We start from the raw sequence: 23,364 nt of genomic DNA on the forward strand, positions 1-23,364 counted from the left end.
CAGGTACCGACCGTGGGTCGGTACAAAAAAAAACCCGGTCGCAATGCGACCGGGCTACCGGGATTCGTCACACCCCACGCGGTGAGCGCCGTACTACTTTCACGGTCCGGAGAAACGGACCGTCGCACTGCGTGGATGTCTCTCCTCATCTACGCAGCACAACGTCCACCCCGCACTGTGCTCAGTTCTCACGTCGAGCGCTATGCGGAAAATCCGAATCGGATGTAGTCACGACGCGTTCGGTGAAACCGATCACACCGCGGGTCCGGCGCAACGCGCCGTTCCCGACAAACGCACACCTTCCGATCAGCGCGAGCGGCTGCCGTACCAGTGCGCCAACAACACCGCCGTCGCCGAAGCGACGTTGAGGCTTTCCACGGCACCGGACCCGGGAATGGACACCTGCAGATCGCAGTCGTCGGCCAGATCGCGGTCCATGCCCTCGCCCTCGGCACCCATCACATAGACCAGGCGTTGCGGCAGTTCCGTGGCGAACAGGTCCTTGCCTCCCTCCACCAGCGTTGCCGCCAGGCCGATGCCGGCCGCGCGCAGCTGCGCCATCGCCTCGGGCAGTTCCGGCAGACGCACCAGCGGCACCGACTCGGCGCCGCCTTCGGCCACGCGCGCGGCCGCGCCGGACAATGCCAGAGTGGACCCCGGCGGCAGCAGCAGCCCGGCCACACCGAAATGCGCCGCCGAGCGCAGGATCGCGCCGAAGTTGTGCGGGTTGCCTACGCCATCCAGCCACAGCGCCAGCACCGGCGCGCCGGCCGGCAACGTGGCCAGCCATTCGTCCAGCTCCAGCATCGGCGCACGCAGCACGTCAGCCACCAGGCCCTCGTGGTGGGTGGTCGCGGCGAGCTTGTTCAGATCGCCGTCTTCCACCACACGGTAACCGACGCGGTTGGCCACGCACCATTTCAGCACCGGCTGCATGCGCGGGATCAGCGACTCGGTCAGGTACAGCTTGCGCAGCGCCTGCGGGCGATGCTCGAACAGTGCCTGCACGGCATTCCAGCCGTACAGGCGCAGCTCGTCGTTGCCGCGGCCGGGCGGCGGCGGCGTGCCACCTTCGCGCGGCGGCAACGGCGTGGCGCGCGGCGGCCGCGAGGACGGACGGCGCGCATTCTTCCAGGGATCATTCACTACGGGACAGCTCCAGCTTGCGTTGACGCCAGAAATCGGCGTTCTTGATGCCAAGTGCATCGGGGTCGAAGGTCGGATCCAGGCCGAGCTTCTTTTGACGTTCGTAGTCGCGCAGGGCCAGCATCGCCGGCTTCTGCACGATCAGGATCGCGATGATGTTCAACCACGCCATCAGGCCGACGCCGATGTCGCCCAGCGCCCAGGCCATGCCGGCATTGTGGAAGGCACCGAAGATCACCATGCCGATGATGCCCAGGCGCAGCAGCAGGACGGTCAGCGGGCGCTTGGCGTTGTTGTTGACGTAGGTCAGGTTGGTCTCGGCCATGTAGTAATAGGCCATGATCGTGGTGAAGGCGAAGAAGAAGATCGCGATCGCCACAAAGGCCGCGCCGAAGCCCGGGATGACGGTTTCCACCGCCGCCTGGGCGTAACCCGCGCCTTCAGCGACACCGGCCAGGCCGGCGAACACGGGCGCGCCGCCCGGGACCGGGGAATACACGTTGTAGGTGCCCGCGGCCAGGATCAGGAACGCGGTGGCGGTGCACACCATCATGGTGTCGAAGTAGATCGCGAAGGCCTGCACGTAACCCTGCTTGGCCGGGTGCGAAACCTCCGAGGCGGCCGCCGCATGCGGGCCGGTACCCTGGCCGGCCTCGTTGGCGTAGATACCGCGCTTGACGCCCCACTCCACCGCCAGGCCCATCATCGCGCCGAACGCGGCATGCGCACCGAAGGCGCTGCTGAACACCGTGTGGAACATGTCCGGCACGCGGTCGTAGTTGATGATCATGATGACGATGGCCATCAGGATGAAGGCGGCGGCCATGAACGGAACGACCACCTCGGCGAAGTTGGCGATGCGCTTGACGCCGCCGAAGATCACCACGGCCAGCAGCAACGAGACCACGATGCCGATGCCCAGCTTGAGCGCCTGCACCGATTCCAGGCCCATGAACTGACCATCCAGTGGCCCGCACAGCGCACCGCCGCGGCAGGCATTGATGATGCTGTCGGCGATGGCATTGGCCTGCACGCCCGGCATCAGGAAGCCGGCGGCGATGATGGTGGCCACGGCGAAGGCCAAGGCGTACCACTTCAGGCCCATGGCCTTTTCAATGTAGTACGCCGGGCCACCGCGGTAGCGGCCTTCGGCATCCTTGGTCTTGTAGATCTGCGCCAGGGTGCATTCCACATACGAGGTGGACGCACCGAGGAAGCCCATCACCCACATCCAGAAGATCGCACCGGGGCCACCGAAGGCGATCGCGGTGGCCACACCGGCGATGTTGCCGATGCCCATGCGCCCGGCCATGGACATGGCCAGCGCCTGGAACGAGGACACGCCCGCCTCGGATTTCTCACCCTGCACGGTGAGCCGGCACATCTCCACGAACCCGCGGATCTGCATGAAACGGGTACGGGCACTGAAGTACAGGCCTGCGGCAAGACACAGGAAGATCAGGGCTTTGCTCCAGATGATCCCGTTGATGAAACTGACTACTTCTTCCACGCGCTCTCTCCAGTCGGCGGAAACAAAAGGAACGTCCCCGTCGGCTGGGACCCGGTCGATTCTCCACGATCCGCGCCGGGCTGCGTAGTGGCAATTTCGATGAATGGGCGGCAATGCCGCCCATTCCGGTCAGGCATGGCCGCCCACGGAGGGTGTTTCCGCTTCCTGGCGGGCCAGTTCGCGCGCCACGGCTTCCGGCGAACGCGTGTACGGGGCCAGCAGCGAATAGAACGCCGGCACCACGAACAGCGACAGGAACGTGGACACGGTCACGCCGAAGATCACCACCACGCCGATCGTGCCGCGGCTGGCCGAGCCCGGGCCACCGGCCACCACCAGCGGGATCGCACCGACCACGGTGGCGATGGAGGTCATCAGGATCGGACGCAGGCGGACCATGGCCGATTCGACGATGGCCTGGTGGACGTTGCGGCCTTCATCGCGCAGCTGGTTGGCGAACTCCACGATCAGGATGCCGTTCTTGGCCGCCAGGCCGACCAGCATCACGATGCCGATCTGGCTGAACAGGTTGATCGTGCCGCCGCTGACATACAGCCCCAGCAGCGCGCCGAGCACGCCCAGCGGCACGGTCAGCATGATCACCAGCGGATGGATGAAGCTCTCGAACTGCGCGGCCAGCACCAGGAACACCACCAGCAGGGCCATCGCAAAGGTCAGCAGGACGGCGCTGCCGGCGTTCTGGTACTCGCGCGATTCACCCTTCCAGCTGATCTGCGCGTGCTGCGGCAGCTCTTCACTGGCCACCTGCTGGGCCCAGGCAATGGCTTCACCCAGCGGATAACCCGGGGCCAGGCCGGCATTGATGGTGATCGAGCGCAGCCGGTTGAAGCGGTTGAGGCTGCCGGCCTCGGCCACTTCGCTGAGCGTGACCAGGTTGGACAGTGGCACCAGTTCGCCGCCACTGGCGCGCACGCGGATCGCAGCCAGATCCGACGGCGAGGCCCGGCCTTCGCGACCGGCCTGGACCAGCACGTCGTACTCCTCGCCGTTGTCGACGAAGGTGGTGACGCGGCGCGAGCCCATCATGGTTTCCAGCGCGCTGCCGATCGCGGTGACCGACACACCCAGATCGGCCGCACGCTGGCGGTCGATGTTCACGCGCATCTGCGGGCGCGTTTCCTTGTAGTCCGAATCCGTGCCGACCAGGCCGGGGTTGTCGGCCATGCGCAGCAGCATGCGGTCACGCCACTGCGCGATTTCTGCGTATTCCGGGCCACCGAGCACGATCTGGAACGGCTGCCCCTGGCTGCGGACCAGGCCGCCACCGACCTGGGTGCGCACGCGCACGCCCCGCAGATCATTGAGGTGGGTCTGCAGTTCGGCGGCCACGTCCGGGGTGGAGACATCGCGCTGGCGCCACGGCTGCAGGAACACGCTGATGCGGCCGGTATGCATTTCTTCGCTGGAGCCCCAGCCACCGGGCACGCGCGGGTTGGCACGCACGATCGGCTCGTCCTCGCCGACGAAACCGGAGACGATCTTCTCGACCTGCTGGACCTGGCCGACGGTGTAGTCGAAGCCGGCGCCTTCCGGGCCGTCGATCATGATCTGGAACGAGCCGCGGTCTTCGGCCGGGGCCAGTTCGGAGGGCAGCACCTTGAGCAGCAGCGCGCTGGCCAGCAACGAGAGGATCATCACCACGATGTAGACCCAGGTGCGGGTCACGTGCGCTTCCAGGAAGCGGCCGTACGCGCCCGACAGGCGATCCAGGTTGCGGTTGATGACACCGTGCAGGCCCTTCGGCGCCTGGCCGGTGTGCGGCTTGAGCAGCTTGGAGGCCATCATCGGGGTGAGCGTCAGCGAGACGAACGCGGACAACGCCACCGCCGCGGCCAGCGCGACGGCCAGCTCGCGGAACAGGCGGCCGGTGTTGCCTTCCAGGAAGCCGACCGGCAGGAACACCGCGACCAGCACGGCGGTGGTGGCGATCACCGCGAACGCCACCTGGGTGGTACCGCGTTTGGAGGCGACCAGCGGCGGCTCGCCCAGATCGATGCGGCGCTGGACGTTTTCCACGACCACGATGGCGTCATCCACCACGAGGCCGATACACAGCACCAGCGCGAGCAGGGTCAGCAGATTGATCGAGAAACCGAAGGCATACAGGGCGATGAAGGCGGCGATCAGACAGACCGGCACCGTGACCGCGGGAATCAAGGCGGCACGGAAACTGCCCAGGAACAGCCAGATCACCGCCAGCACCAGCAGCATCGCTTCGACCAGCGTGGCGTAGACGCGATCGACAGCCGCCTCGATGAAGGTGGTGTTGTCGAAGGCGACGAAGATGCGCGTACCTTCCGGCAGCGTGCTGCTGATCCGGTCGGCTTCGGCGCGCGCTTCGCGGGCGACATCCAGCGCGTTGGCGGTGGAGGTCTTGACGATGCCCAGGCCGATATTCGGCTCGCCGTTGCTTCGGTAGTAGGCGCGGCGCTCGGAGGAGGCCAGTTCGATCTTGGCCACATCGCCCATGCGCACCACGTAGCCGTCGGCGCCCTTGCCGAGCGGGATGCCGGCGAAGTCTTCGGGTTTGACGTAGTTGCGCTCCACGCGCAGGGTGAAATCGCGGTCGGTGGATTCGATGCGGCCGGCGGGCAGCTCGACGTTCTCGTTGCGCAGCGCGGTTTCCACATCGCCCACGGTCAAGCCACGCGCGGCGAGCTGGTCGCGGTCCAGCCAGATCCGCATCGCATAGCGCTGGCGGCCACCGATGCGCACCTGGGCCACGCCATCCAGGCTGGAGAAGCGATCGACGATGTAGCGGTCGGCGTAATCGCTCAGCTCCAGCGTATCCATCGAGGTCGAGCTCATGTTGAGCCAGATGATGGGATCGGCGTCGCTCTCGACCTTGGCGATTTCCGGCGGCCGGGCCTCTTCGGGCATGCGGTCGGCGACACGGCTGACCGCATCGCGCACGTCGTTGGCGGCCGCTTCGATATCGCGGTTGGAGGTGAATTCGATGCTGACCTGCGAGCGCCCGTTGGAGCTGCGCGCGTTGATGGTATCGATGCCTTCGATGCCGGCCAAGGCATCTTCCAGCACCTGGGTGATGCGGCTTTCGATGACCGCCGCCGAGGCACCCGTGTAATCGACCGAGACCGAGACGATCGGCGGATCGATCGCCGGCAGTTCGCGCAGGGTCAGGCGGGTGAACGACATGAAGCCCAGCACCACCAGCAGCAGGCTCATCACCACGGCGAAGACCGGCCGCTGGATGGAAATATCGGAAAGCTTCATCCGGCGGTGTCCGGTTCAGCCGTGGCAGCGGCGGCCGGCGTGGCCGGTGCAGCCTCTTCGGCCTGGATCTTCAGGCCCGGGCGCAGCTTGCCGGTGCCGTCCACGACGATGCGGTCACCGGCGGCGAGGCCATCGCGGATTTCGACCACGCCGCTGCGGCGCGCGCCGGCGGTGATGTCCACGCGCTCCACCACCTGGTCCGGTTTGACCCGGAACACATACGAATCGCGCCCGACCTGCACCACGGCGATTTCAGGAATCACCAGCGCCTGGCGCTCGGGGCGGAACATGCGCACATCCAGCAGCATGCCCGGGCGCAGGGCGTGGTCGGCGTTGATGAAATCGGCGCGCACGGTCACCGCACGCGTGCCCGGATCCACGCGGGTATCGATGGTGGCGACCTGGCCTTCAAAGTTGCGGCCCGGGTAGGCCACGCTGGTCGCGTTGACCTTGTCGCCGGTGCTCAGCGAGGCCAGCTCGGCTTCGGGCACCTGGAAGTCCACGTGCATGCGCTCGATGTCGTCCAGCGTGGTGATCGCGGTGCTGGGCGTGACCAGCGAACCGGCGCTGACCTGGCGGATGCCAAGCACGCCGGCGAAGGGCGCTCGCACGCGGCGATCACCGATATCCGACTGCATCTCACGCACGCGTGCATCGGCGGCATCGCGGATGGCGCGCTGCGTATCCAGGGTGGAGCTGGCCACCAGCTGCTGGGCGGCGAGTTCGCGCTGGCGCTTGTACAGCTGGTCCGCTTCCAGGAAGGTGGCCTGGGCCTGCAGCAGCGCGGCTTCCTGGGCCTGCCCGCGCAGGGTCACCAGCGGCGTACCGGCACTGACCTGCTGCCCGCTTTCGAAGTGCACCGTCTCGATGATTTCGCTGACCTTGGCGGTGACCGTGACCGATTCGCGCGCCTTGGCCGTGCCCAGTGCCTGCAGGGTGTCGCTCCATGCCGAGGTCTGCACCACCTGGGTGGTGACCGGTACGGCGTCTGCCTGCCGGCGAGCGGCCTCGTCTTTGCTGCCACACCCAGCCAACGCGACCAGAGTGATGCCAGCGGCGAAGCGCGCTGCGATGCGTCCCAACATGTAATCCATTCCCGGTTGTTTCTCGACCGCCGAGTGTATAGAGGGGTCGAGCCGGGGCATATGTGCCAAGCGTTTACCGGCCTCTTCACATCCGCTGGTGACGGGCGAAAGCCTTTCCGTGCTGGGGCCTGCACCGGATGTATCGCCATGTATCGACGCATGTCGAAATGCGGGGGCGGCGCCGGGTGGTCGCGCCCGGCACCGGCAGAGGCCGGGCGGGAGGCTTGGCCCCCGCCCGGCCGTGAGGCTCAGTAACGATAGTTCACTTTCAGCCAGGCGGTGCGGCCGGGCTCGTTGATGCGCACCGGGTCGGCCGGGAAGCCGAAATCGGCGCTGCCGGCCAGGTTCAGGTGCTCGCTGTAGGTGCGGTCGAACAGGTTGTCCACGCCGGCACTGACCAGCAGCGCCGCGTTGACCCGGTAGCTGGCGTTCAAGGCCAGGGTGGCGAAGCCGGCGCTGGGGCCCAGATCGCGGGCGACCACGTTGCCCTGCCCGGCTGCCACACGCCCCTGGCGGGACACGGCACGCGCCAGCGCCCCCACGCTCCAGCGCTCGCCTTCCCAGGCCGTGCTGAACCGGGCTTCCAGCGGCGGCATCTGCGGCAGCGCGCCGCCGTCGCTGCGGTTCTCGCCCCAGGCGTAGGCCAGTGTGCCGCCGAGCTTCCACTGCCGGGCCAGCTGCCATTCCGCACCCGCCTCGGCACCGGCGATGCGCGCGTCGACGTTGGTGGCCTGGCTGGTGCTGCCCATCATGCCGCCGTCGCGGTAGGTGAACAGGATGTAGTCCTGGAGGCGCCCGGCATACGCCGAGACCCAGGCGTTGAGGCGATCGGTGCGGTACTGCAGGCCCAGATCGAGCTGGTTGGTCTTCTCCGGCTGCACACCGGTGAAGGCATTGATCGCGCCCACCGGGCCGAGATCCGGCGAGAACAGTTCCCAGTAGTCGGGCATGCGCTCGCTATGGCCGATCCCGGCGTACCAGGTCAACGCGGGCGCGATGTCGCGCTCGAACCGGACGAAGCCGCTGCCCAGGTTCTCGCGACGGGTCTGCCCGGCGGTCGCATTGGGCATCGCCATCATGCCGGCGGTGGCGCGCTCGTCCTTCACTTCGGCGCGGTCGATGCGCAGGCCACCAACCCAGCGTTGCGCGGTGCCCTCGCCCAGGGTGATCTCGGTGAACGCCCCGAGGTTCTCCAAGCGTGCGTCGGTACGCCACGGCTGCTGGCGGTACACGTTGCGACCCATCGCGTTACGGCTGCGATGACGGCTGTCCTGCGCATCCACGCCGACCACGATGGCGATGTCCTGCCAGCGCCATTCCGAAGCGATACGGCCACCGGTGGTGCGGCGATCAACGTTGGAGGCCATCGGCATCGGCATGCTGCTGGCCGGGTTCGGCGTGCGCAGCGTGTAGTTGTCCATCACGTGGTCGGCGTCGTTGTAGTACAGGTTGGCCTGCAGCTTGTCCCACGCACCGGGCAGGTTGTCCTTCTCGAAGCGGGCGGCGTAGCTGGTGCGCTTGAACGCGGCGCCGTCCATGCCGCGGCCGGCGTAGCGCGCGATCGCATCGCCGGTGCCGGCCGACAGCTCCAGCACGGTATCGGCGTCGGGCGTCCAGCCGACCGCGACATCGCTGTTCCACTTGCGCCACCTGGAGGGCACCACATCGCCGTTGCCGTCCTTGTAGTCATCCGATTCGGAGCGGTTGCCGTTGACGCGCACATAGCCCGGCGATGCGCCGGCGGTGAGATCGAGCACCTGGTCGTTGCGGTTGCGCGAGCCGACCAGCGCACTGGCGTTGATGTCCATGCCCGGTTGATCGAAACGTGGCGTGTCGCGTTCGAAGCGCACTGTCCCGGCCGAGGCACCGGCGCCCCAGCGCACGCTCTGCGGCCCCTTGATGATGGTCAGCCGGTCGAAGGTTTCCGGGGCGATGTAGGACAGCGGGTTGTCCATCCGCGAGGGACACGCGCCGATCAGGTTGCCCTCGTTACTGACGATGTTCAGGCGCGAGCCGAACATGCCGCGCAGCACCGGATCGCCGTTGGTGCCGCCGTTGCGGACCGCGGCGAAGCCGGGAACCGTCTTCAGGTAATCGGCGCCATCGCTGGCCGGCACCGGCTGCCGCGGCAGGCGCGGATCGGTGACCCAGTGCAGCGGTGAGGACGGTGCGGTGGCGGTGACCACCAGCGTATCGAGGGTGCGAGCATCGTCATTGGCCGCATGCAGCGGCAGCGCGACCAGGGCCAGCGACAGGGAAACAGACAGGCGCGTCAGTGCGCCCGCGCTGCGGGAAGAAACCGTCATGGTGGAACTCCAGAAAAACACGCAGGCACGCGCCGCCATCACGGCGACACGGGCAGGAAGGGCGGTGGTTTCAGGAGAGTGCGGGCGGGCCGCGCGCGGCGTGGGCCGGCCAGCGCAGGCTGCGAGGCGTGGGGACCGCGCGCAGCACGCGCGGTGCGATCACCGGCATCGCCGGCAACAGCAGGATCAGCACCGCCAGCCACGGCATCAGCCGCGAGGCCATCATGCAGTACTCGCAGGCGTCGCCGTGCCCGGCATGCTCGCTCATCGGTGGCGACGATGCGGGGGTGTCGTGGGCGCTTGGCAGGGCGTGCGTCGGCATGGGCTGCATCGCCATGTCGTGCTGCTGCATGTCGTGGTGGTGCACGTCGCGCTGCGCGATGTCGTGCTGCATGCCGTGCCCCGCGTGCGCATCCGGCGGCGCAGGCAGCGCGTGGGTCATGCCGGTCGGCATCAGCATCACCGGCGCCTCAGCGTGCGCCTGCTGCCAGCGGCTGAGCAGCGGCGCCAGCGCCATCAGCAGCGTCGCCACGAAGGCAAGCTGCAGAAAAACGGCATACGGGCGACGGCGGACGTTCACCCCGTCATGGTAGCGCCCGACCGTGCGCCGGGCAGCCCGAAACCCTGCGACCAACCGTCGCAGTGGCCTTCTCGAAGCACCCCACCGAACCCCTCAACCTCTGGAGAAAAGCCCCCTTCTGTTGAAGGGGGCGCGCCAACGGCGCGGGGTAGAGGGGGAATGCGCGGGCAGACCATCACCGTCGTCAGACGGTGATGGTCTGCGTCAGCGATTCCCAGGTGGGCGGCAGCGGCCAGTTGGCCTCCTGGTTGCCGTCGATCACCCGGCGCAGGTCGCGGGTGTCAATCTGCGGGGCCAGCACGTGCACCAGTTCCAGCGCGTAGTCGCGCAGTACGCGGTCGCGCGGCAGCACTGCCCAGGCGATGCACTCGTCGATCGGGGCCGGGGCCGGCCAGGCGCGCAGGTCTTCATCGCTGGCGTTGACCGCCATTTCCGCGAGCAGGCCCACGCCCAGCCCGGTACGCACATAGGTCTTGATCAGGTCCGCATCGAGCGCAGTCAGCGCGATATCCGGGGTCAGCCCGGCGCTGGCGAAGGCGCGCTGGAGCGAGGAGCTCCCGCGGGTGGAGGATTCGTAGCTGATCAGTGGATGGCTGGCGAGCGCCTGCAGATCCGGCGCGGCACCTGGGCGGTCCAGCGCGTGCCCACGTGGCACCAGCACCAGCCGGCGCCAGCGGTACAGCGGAATGGCCAGACCGGCAGTGGGCTCACCACCGGCGGTGCTGATGATGGCGATGTCCGCATCGCCCTGGCTGAGCAGGTCCAGCGCATCGCTTTCGGCGGCCTGCTGCAGGTGCACGCTGACCTGCGGGTAGGCCTGCTTGATCCGCGCCACCGCCGGCGGCAGCACGAAGCGCGCCTGGGTATGGGTGGTGGTGAGCACCAGCTGGCCCTGGCTCTCGCGGCGCTGGTTGGCCGCATAGGTCCGGATATTGTTCGCTTCGCCGAGGACGGCGCGGGCGCGGCCGATCACTTCCACCCCGGCCGGGGTCACCGCTTCCAGGCTGCGGCCCTTGCGTACGAACAGCAGAAAGCCCAGTTCATCCTCCAGCTGCTTGAGCTGCTTGGACAGGCCGGGCTGGGTGGCGTGCACGCGGGACGCCGCCAGCGTGATGTTCAGCTCGGCGTCGGCGATGGCGACCAGATAGCGAAGTTGGGTCAGCGTCATGGGCGGGCGATACGGCGCATGGAGAGGGGGCCATCCGACTGTAGGGCAAATGCCGTCACCAGCTTATAACCAAACGTTGTTTAAGAAGGTAATCAGGTCATTTCGCGCGGTCATATGCCGGCGGTACGGTCTGACCGACCCCGGCCCGGCCGCAAGCGGGCGCCCTGCGCCACCACCGGCCCGAGCCTCCCCTGCCGCTCGGCCTCCCGGGCGGCAACGACTTTTCCGGAGCATCCCCATGGCCCTGTACGACTCCATACTGGACACCATCGGCAACACCCCGGTGGTGCGCCTGCACCGTCTCGCCCCCGAGCACGTCACCCTGTATGCCAAGGTCGAGTCGTTCAACCCCGGCGGCTCGGTCAAGGACCGGCTGGCGCTGGCGATCATTCTCGACGCCGAGGCCAAGGGCCTGCTCAAGCCGGGCGACACCATCGTGGAGGCGACCTCGGGCAACACCGGCGTGGCCCTGGCCATGGTGGCCGCCGCGCGTGGCTACAAGTTCGTGGCCACCATGGTGGAGACCTTCTCCATCGAGCGCCGCAAGCTGATGCGCGCCTATGGCGCCAAGGTGATCCTGACCCCGGCCGCCGAGCGCGGCTCGGGCATGGTGCGCCGGGCGAAGGAACTGGCCGAGGAACATGGCTGGTTCCTGGCCAGCCAGTTCGCCAACCCGGCCAACCCGGCCTATCACCGCAACACGACCGCCCCGGAAATCCTGCGCGATTTCGCCGGCAAGCGGCTGGACTACTTCGTGACCGGCTGGGGCACCGGTGGCACCCTGACCGGGGTCGGCGAGGTGCTCAAGGTCGCCCGCCCGGAAACCCGCATCGTCGCCACAGAGCCCGAAGGCGCCGCCCTGCTCAAGGGCGATGAGTGGAAGCCGCACAAGATCCAGGGCTGGACCCCGGACTTCGTGCCGGAGGTGCTCAACCGTGGCGTCTACGACGAACTGCTGACCATCAACGATGCACGGGCGATCGAGACCTCGCGCCGGCTGGCGGCCGAGGAAGGCATTTTCGTGGGCATTTCGGCCGGCGCCACCGTTGCCAGCGCGCTGGACATCGCGGCCAAGGCCGCGCCGGGGTCGGTGATCCTGGCGATGCTGCCCGACACCGGCGAGCGCTACTTCTCCACCCCGCTGTTTGCCGATATCAATGAAGGCTCCGACGACGACTGGCTGGCCGGTCTGCCCTGATCCCGCCGTTGGTCCGGAAGAACGCAACGCCCGCCCTGACCGGCGGGCGTTTTGCATGCGGCGCTTCATCTGCGGTGAAGCGATCCGGCGGCATCGTGTGAAGGTCAGCCAGCGCTCGGGCGGGTCGCACTGCCTGAGACGATGATGACGCAGCCTAGATGTCCTGCCGGGTACCGTGCAGGTCAGGCACGTCATTCCGTTGTATGGACCCGGTAACAGTGAGTAAGGAGCGGTACGCATGAAGATCGAAGTGTGGCAGGGCGACATCACGACCCTGGCGGTGGATGCGATCGTCAATGCGGCCAACGAATCCCTGCTGGGCGGCGGCGGCGTGGACGGCGCGATCCATCGCGCGGCCGGCCCGCAGTTGCTCGACGCCTGCCGTGCCCTGCCGGAGATCCGCCCGGGCATGCGCTGCCCGACCGGCGAGGTCCGCCAGACACCGGCCTTCAATCTGCCGGCAAAGCATGTGTTCCACACCGTCGGCCCGGTCTGGCAGGACGGCCTGCGCGATGAGCCGGCACTGCTGGCCAACTGTTATTGGAAGTCGCTGCAGCTGGCCGAGAAGCTGGACGTGGAATCGATCGCGTTCCCGGCCATCAGCTGCGGGGTGTTCGGCTATCCGCTGCACCAGGCTGCGCACATCGCCGCCACCGAGACCCTGACCTGGCAGCGCTCGCACCGCCAGCCGCGCCGGATCATCCTGGTGGCCTACAACGCGGCGACGTTCAAGGCGTACCAGTCGGCGCTGGCCGCACTGGGGCAGCCGGTGGAACCCTCGACCTCGGCGATCTTCGCGCCGCTGGCGTTGGGGCTGCCGCCGGCGGCGGCGCACTGACACCTTCGCCCACGCCATAGACCCACTGGGCGAAGAACGGCTGCAATGAGCGGCCGGCCGCTGCTTCCATCGCCCGCTGGAAATCGACGGTCACCACCGAGCGTCCATCGTTGGCCTGCGTGTAGTCACGGATGCCGCGCCAGAACGCGGCCTCGCCCATTTCCACGCGCAGCAGGTGCAGGACGTAGGCGCCCTTCTGGTACACGACCGCGCGGTCATCGCCGCTCGGCGCGCTCCAGTCGGCATACACCAGCGCGTGATCCGCCCCCTTGGCACGCAGCGCCTCCAGCCGCGTGCGCCAGATCGTCACCTGCGCCTGGTAGGCCGCCTCTCCCTGCGCGTGCTGGAGGTAGGCGGCGGTCATGAAGTTGGCCATGCCCTCGTTGAGCCAGAAATGCTCCCAGCCGGCGCAGGTCACCCGGTTGCCCCACCACTGATGCGCGGCTTCGTGCGCCATCAAGGCGGTCTGGGTGGGATCCTCCAGCAGTTGCTGGCCATAGCGCTCGGACATCAGCGACAACCCGGCCATCTCCTGTCCGATCGTGCGGGCCACCAGCGCCTGCTGGTAGTCACCGCGATACGGCAGGCCGGCGCGGTCGGCGAAGAAGTCGAGCATCTCGCCCGTAGCGGTGAACACGCGCTGCAGCTGCTCGGGCGACCGCTGCATGGACAGGAACCGCAAGCCGGTCGCGCCATGGCGCTGCGTCGCTTCCTGATAGCGGCCGGCCGTGAAGCCATAGACATACCCCGGCATCGGCGTCTTGAGCTGCCAGCGATGTTCGATGCGCCCATCGGGAAGGGAGCGCAGCGGCAGCGTGCGGCCGGTGCCGGCAGCCAGCAGGCCCGCCGGCAGGGTCACGGACAGGTCCAGCGTTGCGCGCTCGTCGGGGGCATCCACCGAGGGCATCCACTGGCTGGTCGAGAAAATCGTGTAGACCTCATCGCGCTCGGGCGCGAATTCCAGGCCATACGGCGGTTCGCCGTGATAGCGGATCGTCACGCTGGCGGTGGCTCCCCGCGCGAGTGGTTCGGCCAGCGTGATCTGCACCTTCGCCGCGTGCTGCTCGAAGGCCAGCGCGCGATCCCCCTGCATCACGGCCGTCACTTTGAGCGAACCGCTGTCCAGGGTCACTGCGCGCAGTTCCTGCTCGGCTCTGAACCGCAGCGTCTGCTGCCCGGTGACGCGCTTGTTGGCGATGTCGGGCACCAGCGCGACGTCGTAATGCAGTACATCAAAGCCGCGCGGCGCCACTGCGTACGCTGGTGCGCTCCCCAGCAGCCATGGCACTACGCACAGCGAGACACAGAGACGTACGACCATGGGATCCATCCACGCGAAGATGGATCCCATCGTGCCAGAGCACGCGTGCATGTGCGCACCACTGTCCCGCCCAAACAAAAACGCCGGCACAAGGCCGGCGTTTTCGTTGACGGTGGTCAGGCGTGCATCAGCCGTTCCACTTGCCCAGGGCGGCCTGGCCGTTTTCCTTGGCGCGATCGTAGATCGTCTGCTGCGCCTTGGCGACGTTGGCCTTGGTGTCCTTGGCCCACAGCTTCAGCGCGGCCTGCTGCATCGCGCGGCCGTAGGAGAAGCTCAGTGGCCACGGCAGGTTGCCCATCTGGTTCATGGCGTTCAGATGCGCGGTGGACTGCTCATCGCTCTGGCCACCAGACAGGAACACCACGCCCGGCAGGATCGCCGGCACGGTGCTCTTGAGGCACATCACGGTCGACTCGGCCACTTCCTCGACGTCGGCCTGCTCTTCGCAGCCCTTGCCGGAGATGACCATCGAGGCCTTCAGGATGGTGCCTTCCAGCAGCACGTTCTGCTGGTACAGCGCGTCGAACAGCGAACGCAGGGTGGCTTCGGTGACTTCGTAGCAGGTCTCGATGTCGTGGTCGCCGTCCATGATCACTTCCGGCTCGACCATCGGCACCAGGCCACATTCCTGGCACAGCGCGGCGTAACGGGCCAGCGCGTGGGCGTTGGACTCGATGCAGGTGCCCGACGGGATGCTTTCGCCGATGTTGATGACCGCACGCCACTTGGCGAAGCGCGCACCCAGCTTGTAGTACTCCTGCAGGCGCTCACGCAGGCCGTCCAGGCCTTCGGTGACCAGCTCGCCCGGGCAGCCGGCCAGGGCATGGGCGCCCTTGTCGACCTTGATGCCCGGAATGATGCCCTGGGCCGCCATGTACTTGGCGAACGGGACGCCGTCCTTGGTGGACTGACGGATGGTCTCGTCGTACAGGATCGCGCCGGAGATGTGCTCGTTCAGCTTGGGCGTGGTGAGCAGCAGTTCGCGGTAGGCGCGACGGTTCTCCTCGGTGTTCTCCAGGCCGACGCTGGCGAAGCGCTTGCCGATGGTGCCGGTGGATTCGTCGATCGCGATGATGCCCTTGCCCGGGGCGACCATGGCCTGTGCGGTTTCAGCCAGCTGTTCGATGCTCATGTACTTCCTGTGGCGGGTGCGGGAAAACGCCAATTATAGACCCCGCCTCCCGTGAACTGACCGTCCACGGAATCTGGAAACGATTCCATCTGAAACGACGAACCCGCGCGGCCGTAAAGCCACGCGGGTCCGGGGGTTGCGCGGGGGGCGGTTAAAGCTCGCCCAGCCCGCTGGCACGGCCGTCTTCGCCCACTTCCAGCAGGCGCAGCGTGTTGGTGGCGCCATGGGTTTCCATGTGTTCGCCACTGGTGAAGACCACGCGGTCGCCGCCCTGCAGCTGGTTCGCTTCGAACAGCAGGCGGATGCTGCCACGTGCGGCTTCGCGCGGGGTCAGGCCGCGGCTGTCGAAGTTGATCGGGAACACATCGCGCATCAGCGCCATCTGGCGGCGCGCGCCGTCATGGCGGGTCACCGCGAACACCGGGGCCGAGGCACGGAAGCGCGACAGGTAACGCGCGGTGCCACCGGATTCGGTCATCGCCACGATCGCGCGCACGCCCACGTGCTGGGACAGGAACATGGTGGCCATGGCGATCGCCTGGTCGGCGCGTTCCAGGTTGCGCGGCGAGGCGCCGAAGTCCGTCTCGGTCTGGAACTGGCGTTCGGCACCCAGGCAGATGCGGGCCATCGCTTCGACCGCCTTGACCGGGTACATGCCGGCGGCGGTTTCGGCCGACAGCATCACCGCATCGGTACCGTCGATGACCGAGTTGGCCACGTCCAGCACTTCGGCGCGGGTCGGGATCGGGCTTTCCACCATCGACTGCAGCATCTGGGTGGCGGTGATCACCACCTTGTTCTGCGCCAGCGAGGCCTTGATGATCTTCTTCTGCAGGCCCGGGAGTTCGGCATCGCCGATTTCCACGCCCAGATCACCACGCGCCACCATCACCACGTCACTGGCGTCGACGATCTCTTCCAGGTTGTCGATCGCTTCGGTGCGCTCGATCTTGGAGACCAGCGCGGCGTAGCAGCCGTGCGACTCGGCGATCTCGCGCGCATCGTTCATGTCCTGCGCATTGCGGCAGAACGAGACGGCGATGAAGTCCACGCCGATCTTGGCCACGATGCCGATCAGTTCTTTGTCACGCTCGGTCAGCGCGCCCAGCGACAGGCCACCGCCCTGCTTGTTCAGGCCCTTGCGGTCGGACAGCACGCCATCGTTGAGCACGGTGTTGATGATGCGCTCGCCCTGCACTTCGGTGACCTGCAGCTGCATCAGGCCATCGTCGAGCAGCAGGATGTCACCGGCGGTCACGTCCTGCGGCAGGCCCAGGTAGCTCACGCCGACCTGGGTGGTGTCGCCGGCCGGCGCATTCGGCGAGGCGACCAGGTCGAAGCGGTCACCGGCCTTGAGCTTGATCTTGCCTTCGGCGAAACGCTCGATGCGGATCTTCGGGCCCGGCAGGTCGGCCAGGATGCCCACTTCCACGCCCACGCGGGCGGCCGCGGCACGCACATCGGCGGCGCGCTTGGCCTGGCCGGACGGGTCACCGTGGCTGAAGTTGAGGCGAACCACGTTCACGCCGGCGCGGAAGAGATCCTCCAGCACGCCCGGCGGGTCGGTGGCCGGTCCGAGGGTGGCGAGGATCTTGGTGCGACGCTGACGCTCAATCATGGTTAATGGGCTCCCGTTAAAGGAGCGAAATTAGCACACCCTTCACGTCCCATGAATACGTTTACAGCATTGGCGCAGTTGGGTTTCGCTGTTGTCCTGCAGACAGCGCGAGACGACCGGGCGGACAGCGCATTGGCTGCCCGCCGGCCAGCGCCAGCCCCGGCGGGGCTTTGCGCAGGACATGCGGCGGCGTACGGGACGCCGCCGGGTGCCTCAATCGATCAGCGTGAGCAGCTCATCGGGGGCCTGCGCCAGGTGCTCCGCACCGGCCGCCGTGAGTTCTTCGGCACCGCCAAAGCCCCACAACACGCCGATATTGCGCAAGCCGTGATGACGCGCGCCTTCGATATCCATGCGCCGGTCGCCGATCATCCAGCACTGGGCCGGGGTCAACGACAGCCGGTGCAGGGCCTCGGCGACCAGCTGCGGCTTCTCGCTGCGGCTGCCGTCCGGGGTGGCCCCGATCACGTCCTCGAAGCAGTCGCCGAACGGCAGGTGCTCGACGATGCGCCGCGCGTGCGGCTCGTTCTTGGCGGTGACGATCGCCAGCCGGTGGCCGCGATCCTTCAACGCCTGCACGACCTGGCCGATCCGCGGGTAGACCTCATGCTCGCGCCAGCCGACCACGTCGAAGCGCTCGCGGTAGTACGTCACCGCCTGCTCGACCTGGGCCGGGTCAGTGAACAACGGCGCGAAGCTGGTCCGCAGCGACGGCCCGATCCAGCGCCGCAGCTCGGCCTGCGGCGGGACCGGCTGGCCCATCTGCGTGAGCGCATGCGCCACACACTGGGTGATCCCGACGGCCGAATCGATCAGCGTGCCGTCGAGGTCGAAGAACAGCACATCGCGGCTCACGAGCCGCGGGCCTCCAGCGCGGCGACGGCCGGCAGGGTCTTGCCTTCCAGGAACTCCAGGAAGGCGCCGCCACCAGTGGAGATGTAGCTCACCTCGCCCGCGATGTCGTACTTGTCCACTGCGGCCAGGGTGTCGCCACCGCCCGCGATCGAGAACGCCGGCGAGGCGGCGATGGCACGGGCCAGCGCTTCGGTGCCATGGCTGAAGGCCTCGAACTCGAACACGCCGACCGGGCCGTTCCAGACCACGGTGCCGGCCTTGGCGATCAGGCCCGCATAGTGCTGGGCGGTATCCGGGCCGATATCCAGGATCAGGTCATCCTCGGCCACGTCGGCGACGGCCTTCACCGTGGCTTCGGCGTCGGGCAGGAACTGCTTGGCCACGACCACGTCGGTCGGCAGCGGGATGTCAGCGCCACGCGCCTTGGCATCGGCCACGATCTTCTTCGCGGTGTCCAGCAGGTCCGGCTCATACAGCGACTTGCCGACGGAATGACCGGCGGCCGCGATGAAGGTGTTGGCGATGCCGCCGCCGACGATCAGCTGGTCGACCTTGCCGACCAGGCTGGAGAGCAGCTCCAGCTTGGTGCTGACCTTGCTGCCGGCCACGATCGCCAGCAGCGGCTGGGCCGGGGCAAGCAGCGCCTTGGCCAGCGCGTCCAGTTCGGCCATCAGCAGCGGGCCGCCGGCAGCGACCGGAGCGAAGCGGATCACGCCATGGGTGGAGGCCTGTGCACGGTGCGCGGTGCCGAAGGCATCCATCACGAACACATCGCAGAGCGCGGCGTACTTCTTCGCCAGCGCTTCATCGTCCTTGCCTTCGCCCACATTCATCCGGCAGTTTTCCAGCAGCACGATCGAGCCCGGCGCGACCTGCACGCCGTCCACCCAATCGCGCACCAGCGGCACCTCGACACCCAGCAGCTGCGACAGGCGCAGCGCCACCGGCGCCAGGGATTCGGCCTCGCTCCACACGCCTTCCTTGGGACGCCCCAGGTGCGAGGTCACCATCACGGCAGCGCCCTTCTCCAGGGCCAGCTTCAGCGTCGGCAGCGAGGCGGTGATGCGCTGCTCGGAGGTGATCTGGCCGTTGTCGATCGGCACGTTCAGATCCTGGCGGATCAGCACGCGCTTGCCGGAGAGATCGAGGTCGGTCATGCGAACAATGGACATAAGCAACTCTTTGGCTCTGAAGAAGGAAAGGCGCCGCGCGGCGCAGACCGTCATTGTCCCGGCTGGCGCGGTGCATCGCAAATCCAGTGAGAAAGGCGCAGTGGCGAGTGTTGGTCGTCGCGCGCGGACAGGCCGTACCGACCAACGATCGGTACCTACCCGTTCCGGTGTGGCTGGCGCAGCAGGCTGAGCGCGAACCCGCCGACGATCAGCACGCCGATCACCAGCAGGGCCCACAGCAGCCACTGCTTCCAGTCGCGCTGCGCTGCCAGCGCAGCATCGCCGGCGAGCACTTCCGGTGCGCCGTGCACGGTGGCCTGTGCCGGCTGCCACTGCGCGCCATGCTGTTGGCGCAGTTGGGCGATCACGGTGGCGACCGGCGCGTCCTGGCGCTCGGCGCGCACGCTGCCGGCGGCCACCGCATACGGCGGCTCGCCCTGGCTGAGGAACACCAGCGTTTCAGGCTGGTAACCGAGCTTGAGCGTTGGCGCCGGCATCGACTGCGGCTGGCCCGCGATCAGTTTCCAGTAACGATCGCGCGTGCTGCGCGTCAGCGGCTGGGTCTGGGATTGGCGGCGGTCGGCGGCGTCCTGCAGCTGATAAGCCACCCACGGGCCTGCGCGCACCTGCCATGGCTGGTCGGCGTCATCGCGGCTCAACAGCGTCCACTGCACCACGCTGTTGTCGGCGGTGGCGATGTCGGCCTGCGCGATCGGGAAGCGCCCATCGAGTTGATATTCAAACTCGCCCGGCTTGCCGGCGGTGCCGCTCAACGATTGCCAGCGCCAGGCGATCGCCTGCGCGGTCGGCACCAGCTCGGCCTGCACGGTGGACAGCGCCGGCAACGCATCCGCGCCGATCGGCAGGATCCGGAAATACCTGGCCTGGCGCGCGATCTCGATGCGGCGCTGCTGCAGGCGGCGGCCTTCGTGCTGCAGGTCGACCAGCGGCACATCGTCGGCGATGCGCAGCCAGTCGCGCAGGTCGTTGCTCATTTCCACCCGCACGCGCGCCTGCAGGGGCACCTGGGTCTGCCAATCCAGGCGCAGTGCCTGCACCCCGGTCTTGAGCGCACTGGCATCGATCAGCCAGCCCGCCGGTTGCCCGGCCGCCCCACCCCGCCCCAGGCGCGCTTCCACCCGGCGCACGCTGCCATCGGTGTTGCGCTCGGTGAGCAACTGCAGGTCATCGCCGGAGGTGCCCGCCATGGGGGGCAGCGGGAACCAGGACAGCGTCTGCCATTGCGGTGCCTGGGCCAGCGGCTGGTCGGCCGCGAGCAACGCCGAGGGCAGTGCCTGACCTTGTGCATTGAACACCTGCACATCGGCCAGGCGTGGCGACACCGCGGTGCGGTACACCCCGTCATCCAGGGTCAACCGATATGCACCAGCCTGGGGTTGCGCGAGCTGCAGCGGCCATTGCTGGCGGTACGCCTGGCGGTCATCGGCGGTCTGCGCCAGCGCCGGCAGTGCGAATGCGGCAAGGAGGATCAGCGGGCGGAAGGTCTTCAAGGGTGCGGCTCCACGGCAGGGTCCGGCGCGCGGGGCGGCGCCGGTGCCAGATAACCCACGACCGTGCACAGCAGGCCGTAGGCGATGAAGGAAGAAATGCCGAGCAGGTTGCCCAGGTGCTGCCGGTCGATCAGCACCAGCTTGGCCAGCACGACGCCCATCAGCACCGCACCGACCAGCCACAGCGCGCGCTGCCCGCGGCGCGAGCCCCATACCCAGCTGATCACGCCGAGCACGCTCCACACCACGGTCAGGCTGGTCTGGGCCAGGGTGGAGGACCACAGGCGTTCGTTCCACGGCACCCCGCCCCAGTGATGCACGGCATGCAGGGTGATGCTGGTCAGCGCGACGAAGCCGGCAATGGCCAGCAGCGGAATGCGGAGGGCGCGCAGGCCGTCGGGCGCGTGCGCGGACCACAGCCAGCGCGCGGCCAGCACCAGCACCGCCAGCTGCGCCAGCTCCACCGGGTTGAGCAGCGGCAGCCACGGCAACGGCGCGGCGCCGGCCGGAACCAGCAACAGGCCGGCCCAGCTCACGCCCAGCACGGCGAACAAGGTGATCTGCAGCGGCGTACGCATCGGGTCGAAGCGCTCGCCCAGCGGCACCGTCAGCCAGCGCCAGCGCAACAACGCGACCGCCGTGACCAGCAGCCACGGCAACAGCATCAGGGCCAGGCCCCAGCCCCGCGCCAGCGCGAAGCGATCGGCCAGCCACAGGCTGGCCAGCGACACCACCGACGGCCACAGCAGCCACCACAGGAACTGCGCCGCCAGCGAGGTGCGGTCGTCGCCCCCGCGCAGGCACCAGAGGCTGCGCACGCCCAGCAGCGCGAACACCGCCCAGGCCAGCGCGCCATAGCCGGCGAACGGTTGGTCATGTACATCGGCCTGCCACAGCGCCAACGGGAAGGCGGCCAGCACCATCGCCAGCGTGGTCAGCACCAGCGCACGCGCCGGCCAGCGGCGATGCATCTCGGCGGCCAGCCAACCGGTCACGGCTGCGGCGATCAGCAGCGCATCGGGCTCGGTGCGGTGGGTGACGAAGCGCAGGATCTCGTGACTGAGGCTGCCCAGCCACCACAGCAGGCCCCACAGGTAGTACACGATGGCCGGCGCATCGCGCTGCGCGCGGCGGTAGCTGAAGGCCGCCGCAAAACCGGCCAGCGCCAGCAGCAAGCCACTCATGAAGGTCGGGTTGGCGATGGCGGTGGCATCCAGGTGCCAGTAGTCCGCGCCCACGACGAAGCCGAACGCGGCCCCCAGGGTCAGCACTGCCCCGCTGACCTGTGGCAGCCAGCGTTGCTGGCGCAGGCCCAGCCAGGCCAGCGCGGCACCTTCCAGTGCGAACACACTGGCGGTGGCGCGTGCAGACAGCGCCAGCGGCACCGCCAACGTGGCGAAGCCGACCGCGAGTACCGCATGCGACTGGCCGAGCGCAGCGTAGCGCTCACGCTTGATCAACGCCCACGCCAGGCCTGCATACAACGCAGCCAGTGCCAGCGAACACAACGCCAGCAGCAGGCGGTCGTCATGCAGCAGGCCGGCCTGTAGCGAGAAGGCGATCAGCGGCGTGCCGAACACCAGGCTGCCATCGATCAGGTCGCGCTTTTCCGCACTCTGCCGGCGCGCATAGAGGATCGGGATCAGCAGATAGAAGGCGAAGAACAGCAGCAGGAACGGCTCGGTGCTGGCGAACTTGTCGGCGCTGTACTGGAGCACGCCCCAGGCCGTCCCGATGCCGAAGGTGAAGGCGAAACCGAGCAGGTTCAGGGCGCGCCACGGGCGCCACCAGGCAATCGCCAGGATCGCTGCATTGAGCACGGCGTAATACGAGAACAGCGCGACATGGTTGCCGCTGCCGGTGGACAGCCAGATCGGCGCCATGAAGCCGGCCAGGATGCCGAGCACGGCCAGCGTGCGCGAGTTCTGCACCACCGCCAGCACGCCCATGCCGGCGATCAGCAACACGCTGAGCACGAAAGCGGGCGCGGCAGGCATCAAGTCATAGCGTTTGAACGCGGCGAAAATGGTCAGCAACAGGATGCCGATCGCCCCGCCCTGCAATGCCAGCGCGAACATGCGCCGGGTATCGCGCTGCACCCAGCCGAATACCAGCCCGGCCAGCGCCGCCACGGCGATGGCGGCCAGGCGCAGCTCGATCGGTGCATTCAACCAGCCCTGGTCGCTGGCGTACTTGAGCAGTGCGGCCACGCCGGCCAGCAGCACCAGCATGCCGATCTTGACCGGCACATTGCCTTCGGTGAACCACTGTTTGAGGGTGCCGACGAGCCGCTCGCCGATGCCGGGGCCCTGCGGTTCGGGCGGGGCGACCGGCTGCGCGGGCGGGGGCGGCAATGGCGGCGGTTGCGCCACGTCGATCACCGGTTCGATCCTCGGCTCCAGCGCCTCGGCGGCCGTCGTGGAGACAGGCGCAGAGGCGGCCCTCGCGGCGCCGACGGTGTCGACCGATGCCAGGTCGGTCCAGCGCAGCGACGTTTCCCGCTCCGCCGGCGCCGGCGCCGGCGCAGCCTCCCAGGCGGACCCGGCGGCGCGCTGCTCCAGCGCGGCGACGCGTCGGCGCAGCCCGGCGATCATCACCAGCGCCACGATCAGCAGCAGCGGGATCGCCAGCAGTACCAGCACCAGCAGGACAATCAGAGCTTCCATTCC

General features: G+C 68.1%; 16 protein-coding genes. 2 read left to right on the forward strand and 14 right to left on the reverse strand.

Annotated features, from left to right (window positions below; translation table 11 throughout):
* Positions 1–306: 306 nt before the first annotated feature.
* The 7 genes from C0R07_RS03425 to C0R07_RS03455 all read right to left on the reverse strand — a co-directional run bounded on the left by C0R07_RS03425 (position 307) and on the right by C0R07_RS03455 (position 11,050).
* Positions 307–1,146 (reverse strand): TrmH family RNA methyltransferase, encoded by an 840-nt coding sequence (locus C0R07_RS03425; RefSeq protein ID WP_070471206.1) that lies wholly within the window; start codon positions 1,144–1,146, stop codon positions 307–309.
* On the reverse strand, positions 1,139–2,656 hold the full coding sequence (locus C0R07_RS03430; RefSeq protein ID WP_102788179.1) for an alanine/glycine:cation symporter family protein: 1,518 nt from the start codon (positions 2,654–2,656) through the stop codon (positions 1,139–1,141). The genes C0R07_RS03425 and C0R07_RS03430 overlap by 8 nt, the downstream gene beginning before the upstream one ends.
* 129 nt (positions 2,657–2,785) lie before the next feature.
* Positions 2,786–5,911 (reverse strand): efflux RND transporter permease subunit, encoded by a 3,126-nt coding sequence (locus C0R07_RS03435; protein WP_019183917.1) that lies wholly within the window; start codon positions 5,909–5,911, stop codon positions 2,786–2,788.
* Positions 5,908–6,996: an efflux RND transporter periplasmic adaptor subunit gene (locus C0R07_RS03440; protein WP_070471401.1), complete on the reverse strand. Its 1,089-nt coding sequence runs from the start codon at positions 6,994–6,996 to the stop codon at positions 5,908–5,910. The genes C0R07_RS03435 and C0R07_RS03440 overlap by 4 nt, the downstream gene beginning before the upstream one ends.
* 248 nt (positions 6,997–7,244) lie before the next feature.
* The gene (locus C0R07_RS03445; RefSeq protein ID WP_102788268.1) at positions 7,245–9,302 is read right to left on the reverse strand and encodes a TonB-dependent copper receptor; all 2,058 of its coding nucleotides are present in this window, start codon (positions 9,300–9,302) and stop codon (positions 7,245–7,247) included.
* Positions 9,303–9,372: 70 nt separating this feature from the next.
* Positions 9,373–9,819, reverse strand: a complete 447-nt coding sequence (locus C0R07_RS03450; RefSeq protein ID WP_254427775.1) for a hypothetical protein — start codon at positions 9,817–9,819, stop codon at positions 9,373–9,375.
* A gap of 247 nt (positions 9,820–10,066) precedes the next feature.
* On the reverse strand, positions 10,067–11,050 hold the full coding sequence (locus C0R07_RS03455; RefSeq protein WP_019183912.1) for a LysR family transcriptional regulator: 984 nt from the start codon (positions 11,048–11,050) through the stop codon (positions 10,067–10,069).
* Between the two features lie 238 nt (positions 11,051–11,288).
* On the opposite strand from C0R07_RS03455, the gene cysK reads away from it, so the two are divergent.
* Complete coding sequence (cysK, locus tag C0R07_RS03460; RefSeq protein ID WP_070471202.1) at positions 11,289–12,248, forward strand: cysteine synthase A; 960 nt, start codon at positions 11,289–11,291, stop codon at positions 12,246–12,248.
* Positions 12,249–12,486: 238 nt separating this feature from the next.
* Positions 12,487–13,086: an O-acetyl-ADP-ribose deacetylase gene (locus C0R07_RS03465; RefSeq protein ID WP_019183910.1), complete on the forward strand. Its 600-nt coding sequence runs from the start codon at positions 12,487–12,489 to the stop codon at positions 13,084–13,086.
* Here the strand turns inward: C0R07_RS03465 and C0R07_RS03470 are convergent.
* The 7 genes from C0R07_RS03470 to C0R07_RS03500 all read right to left on the reverse strand — a co-directional run bounded on the left by C0R07_RS03470 (position 12,977) and on the right by C0R07_RS03500 (position 23,361).
* Positions 12,977–14,407: a M1 family metallopeptidase gene (locus C0R07_RS03470; RefSeq protein WP_254427765.1), complete on the reverse strand. Its 1,431-nt coding sequence runs from the start codon at positions 14,405–14,407 to the stop codon at positions 12,977–12,979. The genes C0R07_RS03465 and C0R07_RS03470 overlap by 110 nt on opposite strands.
* Before the next feature lie 127 nt (positions 14,408–14,534).
* Positions 14,535–15,539 carry a class I fructose-bisphosphate aldolase gene (locus C0R07_RS03475; RefSeq protein ID WP_019183908.1) on the reverse strand — a complete coding sequence of 335 codons (1,005 nt, stop codon included), beginning with the start codon at positions 15,537–15,539 and terminating at the stop codon, positions 14,535–14,537.
* A gap of 151 nt (positions 15,540–15,690) precedes the next feature.
* A complete protein-coding gene (gene pyk, locus C0R07_RS03480) occupies positions 15,691–17,157 on the reverse strand; it encodes a pyruvate kinase (protein WP_019183907.1) in 1,467 nt (488 codons plus the stop codon).
* 213 nt (positions 17,158–17,370) lie between these two features.
* A complete protein-coding gene (locus C0R07_RS03485) occupies positions 17,371–18,012 on the reverse strand; it encodes an HAD-IA family hydrolase (protein ID WP_070471195.1) in 642 nt (213 codons plus the stop codon).
* The gene (locus tag C0R07_RS03490) at positions 18,009–19,184 is read right to left on the reverse strand and encodes a phosphoglycerate kinase (RefSeq protein WP_019183905.1); all 1,176 of its coding nucleotides are present in this window, start codon (positions 19,182–19,184) and stop codon (positions 18,009–18,011) included. The genes C0R07_RS03485 and C0R07_RS03490 overlap by 4 nt, the downstream gene beginning before the upstream one ends.
* A gap of 155 nt (positions 19,185–19,339) precedes the next feature.
* Positions 19,340–20,695, reverse strand: a complete 1,356-nt coding sequence (locus C0R07_RS03495) for a DUF3999 domain-containing protein (RefSeq protein ID WP_102788181.1) — start codon at positions 20,693–20,695, stop codon at positions 19,340–19,342.
* Positions 20,692–23,361 carry a DUF2339 domain-containing protein gene (locus C0R07_RS03500; protein WP_102788182.1) on the reverse strand — a complete coding sequence of 890 codons (2,670 nt, stop codon included), beginning with the start codon at positions 23,359–23,361 and terminating at the stop codon, positions 20,692–20,694. The genes C0R07_RS03495 and C0R07_RS03500 overlap by 4 nt, the downstream gene beginning before the upstream one ends.
* Positions 23,362–23,364: the final 3 nt, after the last annotated feature.

Origin of the sequence: Stenotrophomonas bentonitica (assembly GCF_002887735.1) — a bacterium.
Taxonomy (GTDB): domain Bacteria; phylum Pseudomonadota; class Gammaproteobacteria; order Xanthomonadales; family Xanthomonadaceae; genus Stenotrophomonas; species Stenotrophomonas bentonitica_A.

Bases quoted from the DNA above. Each gene is read 5' to 3' on its own strand.
- C0R07_RS03455 (WP_019183912.1), bottom strand. From the start codon at position 11,050: ATGACGCTGACCCAACTTCGCTATCTGGTCGCCATCGCCGACGCCGAG.
- C0R07_RS03465 (WP_019183910.1), top strand. From the start codon at position 12,487: ATGAAGATCGAAGTGTGGCAGGGCGACATCACGACCCTGGCGGTGGAT.
- C0R07_RS03450 (WP_254427775.1), bottom strand. From the start codon at position 9,819: ATGGCGCTGGCGCCGCTGCTCAGCCGCTGGCAGCAGGCGCACGCTGAG.
- cysK (WP_070471202.1), top strand. From the start codon at position 11,289: ATGGCCCTGTACGACTCCATACTGGACACCATCGGCAACACCCCGGTG.
- C0R07_RS03500 (WP_102788182.1), bottom strand. From the start codon at position 23,361: ATGGAAGCTCTGATTGTCCTGCTGGTGCTGGTACTGCTGGCGATCCCG.
- C0R07_RS03440 (WP_070471401.1), bottom strand. From the start codon at position 6,996: ATGTTGGGACGCATCGCAGCGCGCTTCGCCGCTGGCATCACTCTGGTC.
- C0R07_RS03435 (WP_019183917.1), bottom strand. From the start codon at position 5,911: ATGAAGCTTTCCGATATTTCCATCCAGCGGCCGGTCTTCGCCGTGGTG.
- C0R07_RS03475 (WP_019183908.1), bottom strand. From the start codon at position 15,539: ATGAGCATCGAACAGCTGGCTGAAACCGCACAGGCCATGGTCGCCCCG.
- C0R07_RS03445 (WP_102788268.1), bottom strand. From the start codon at position 9,302: ATGACGGTTTCTTCCCGCAGCGCGGGCGCACTGACGCGCCTGTCTGTT.
- C0R07_RS03470 (WP_254427765.1), bottom strand. From the start codon at position 14,407: ATGGTCGTACGTCTCTGTGTCTCGCTGTGCGTAGTGCCATGGCTGCTG.
- C0R07_RS03490 (WP_019183905.1), bottom strand. From the start codon at position 19,184: ATGTCCATTGTTCGCATGACCGACCTCGATCTCTCCGGCAAGCGCGTG.
- pyk (WP_019183907.1), bottom strand. From the start codon at position 17,157: ATGATTGAGCGTCAGCGTCGCACCAAGATCCTCGCCACCCTCGGACCG.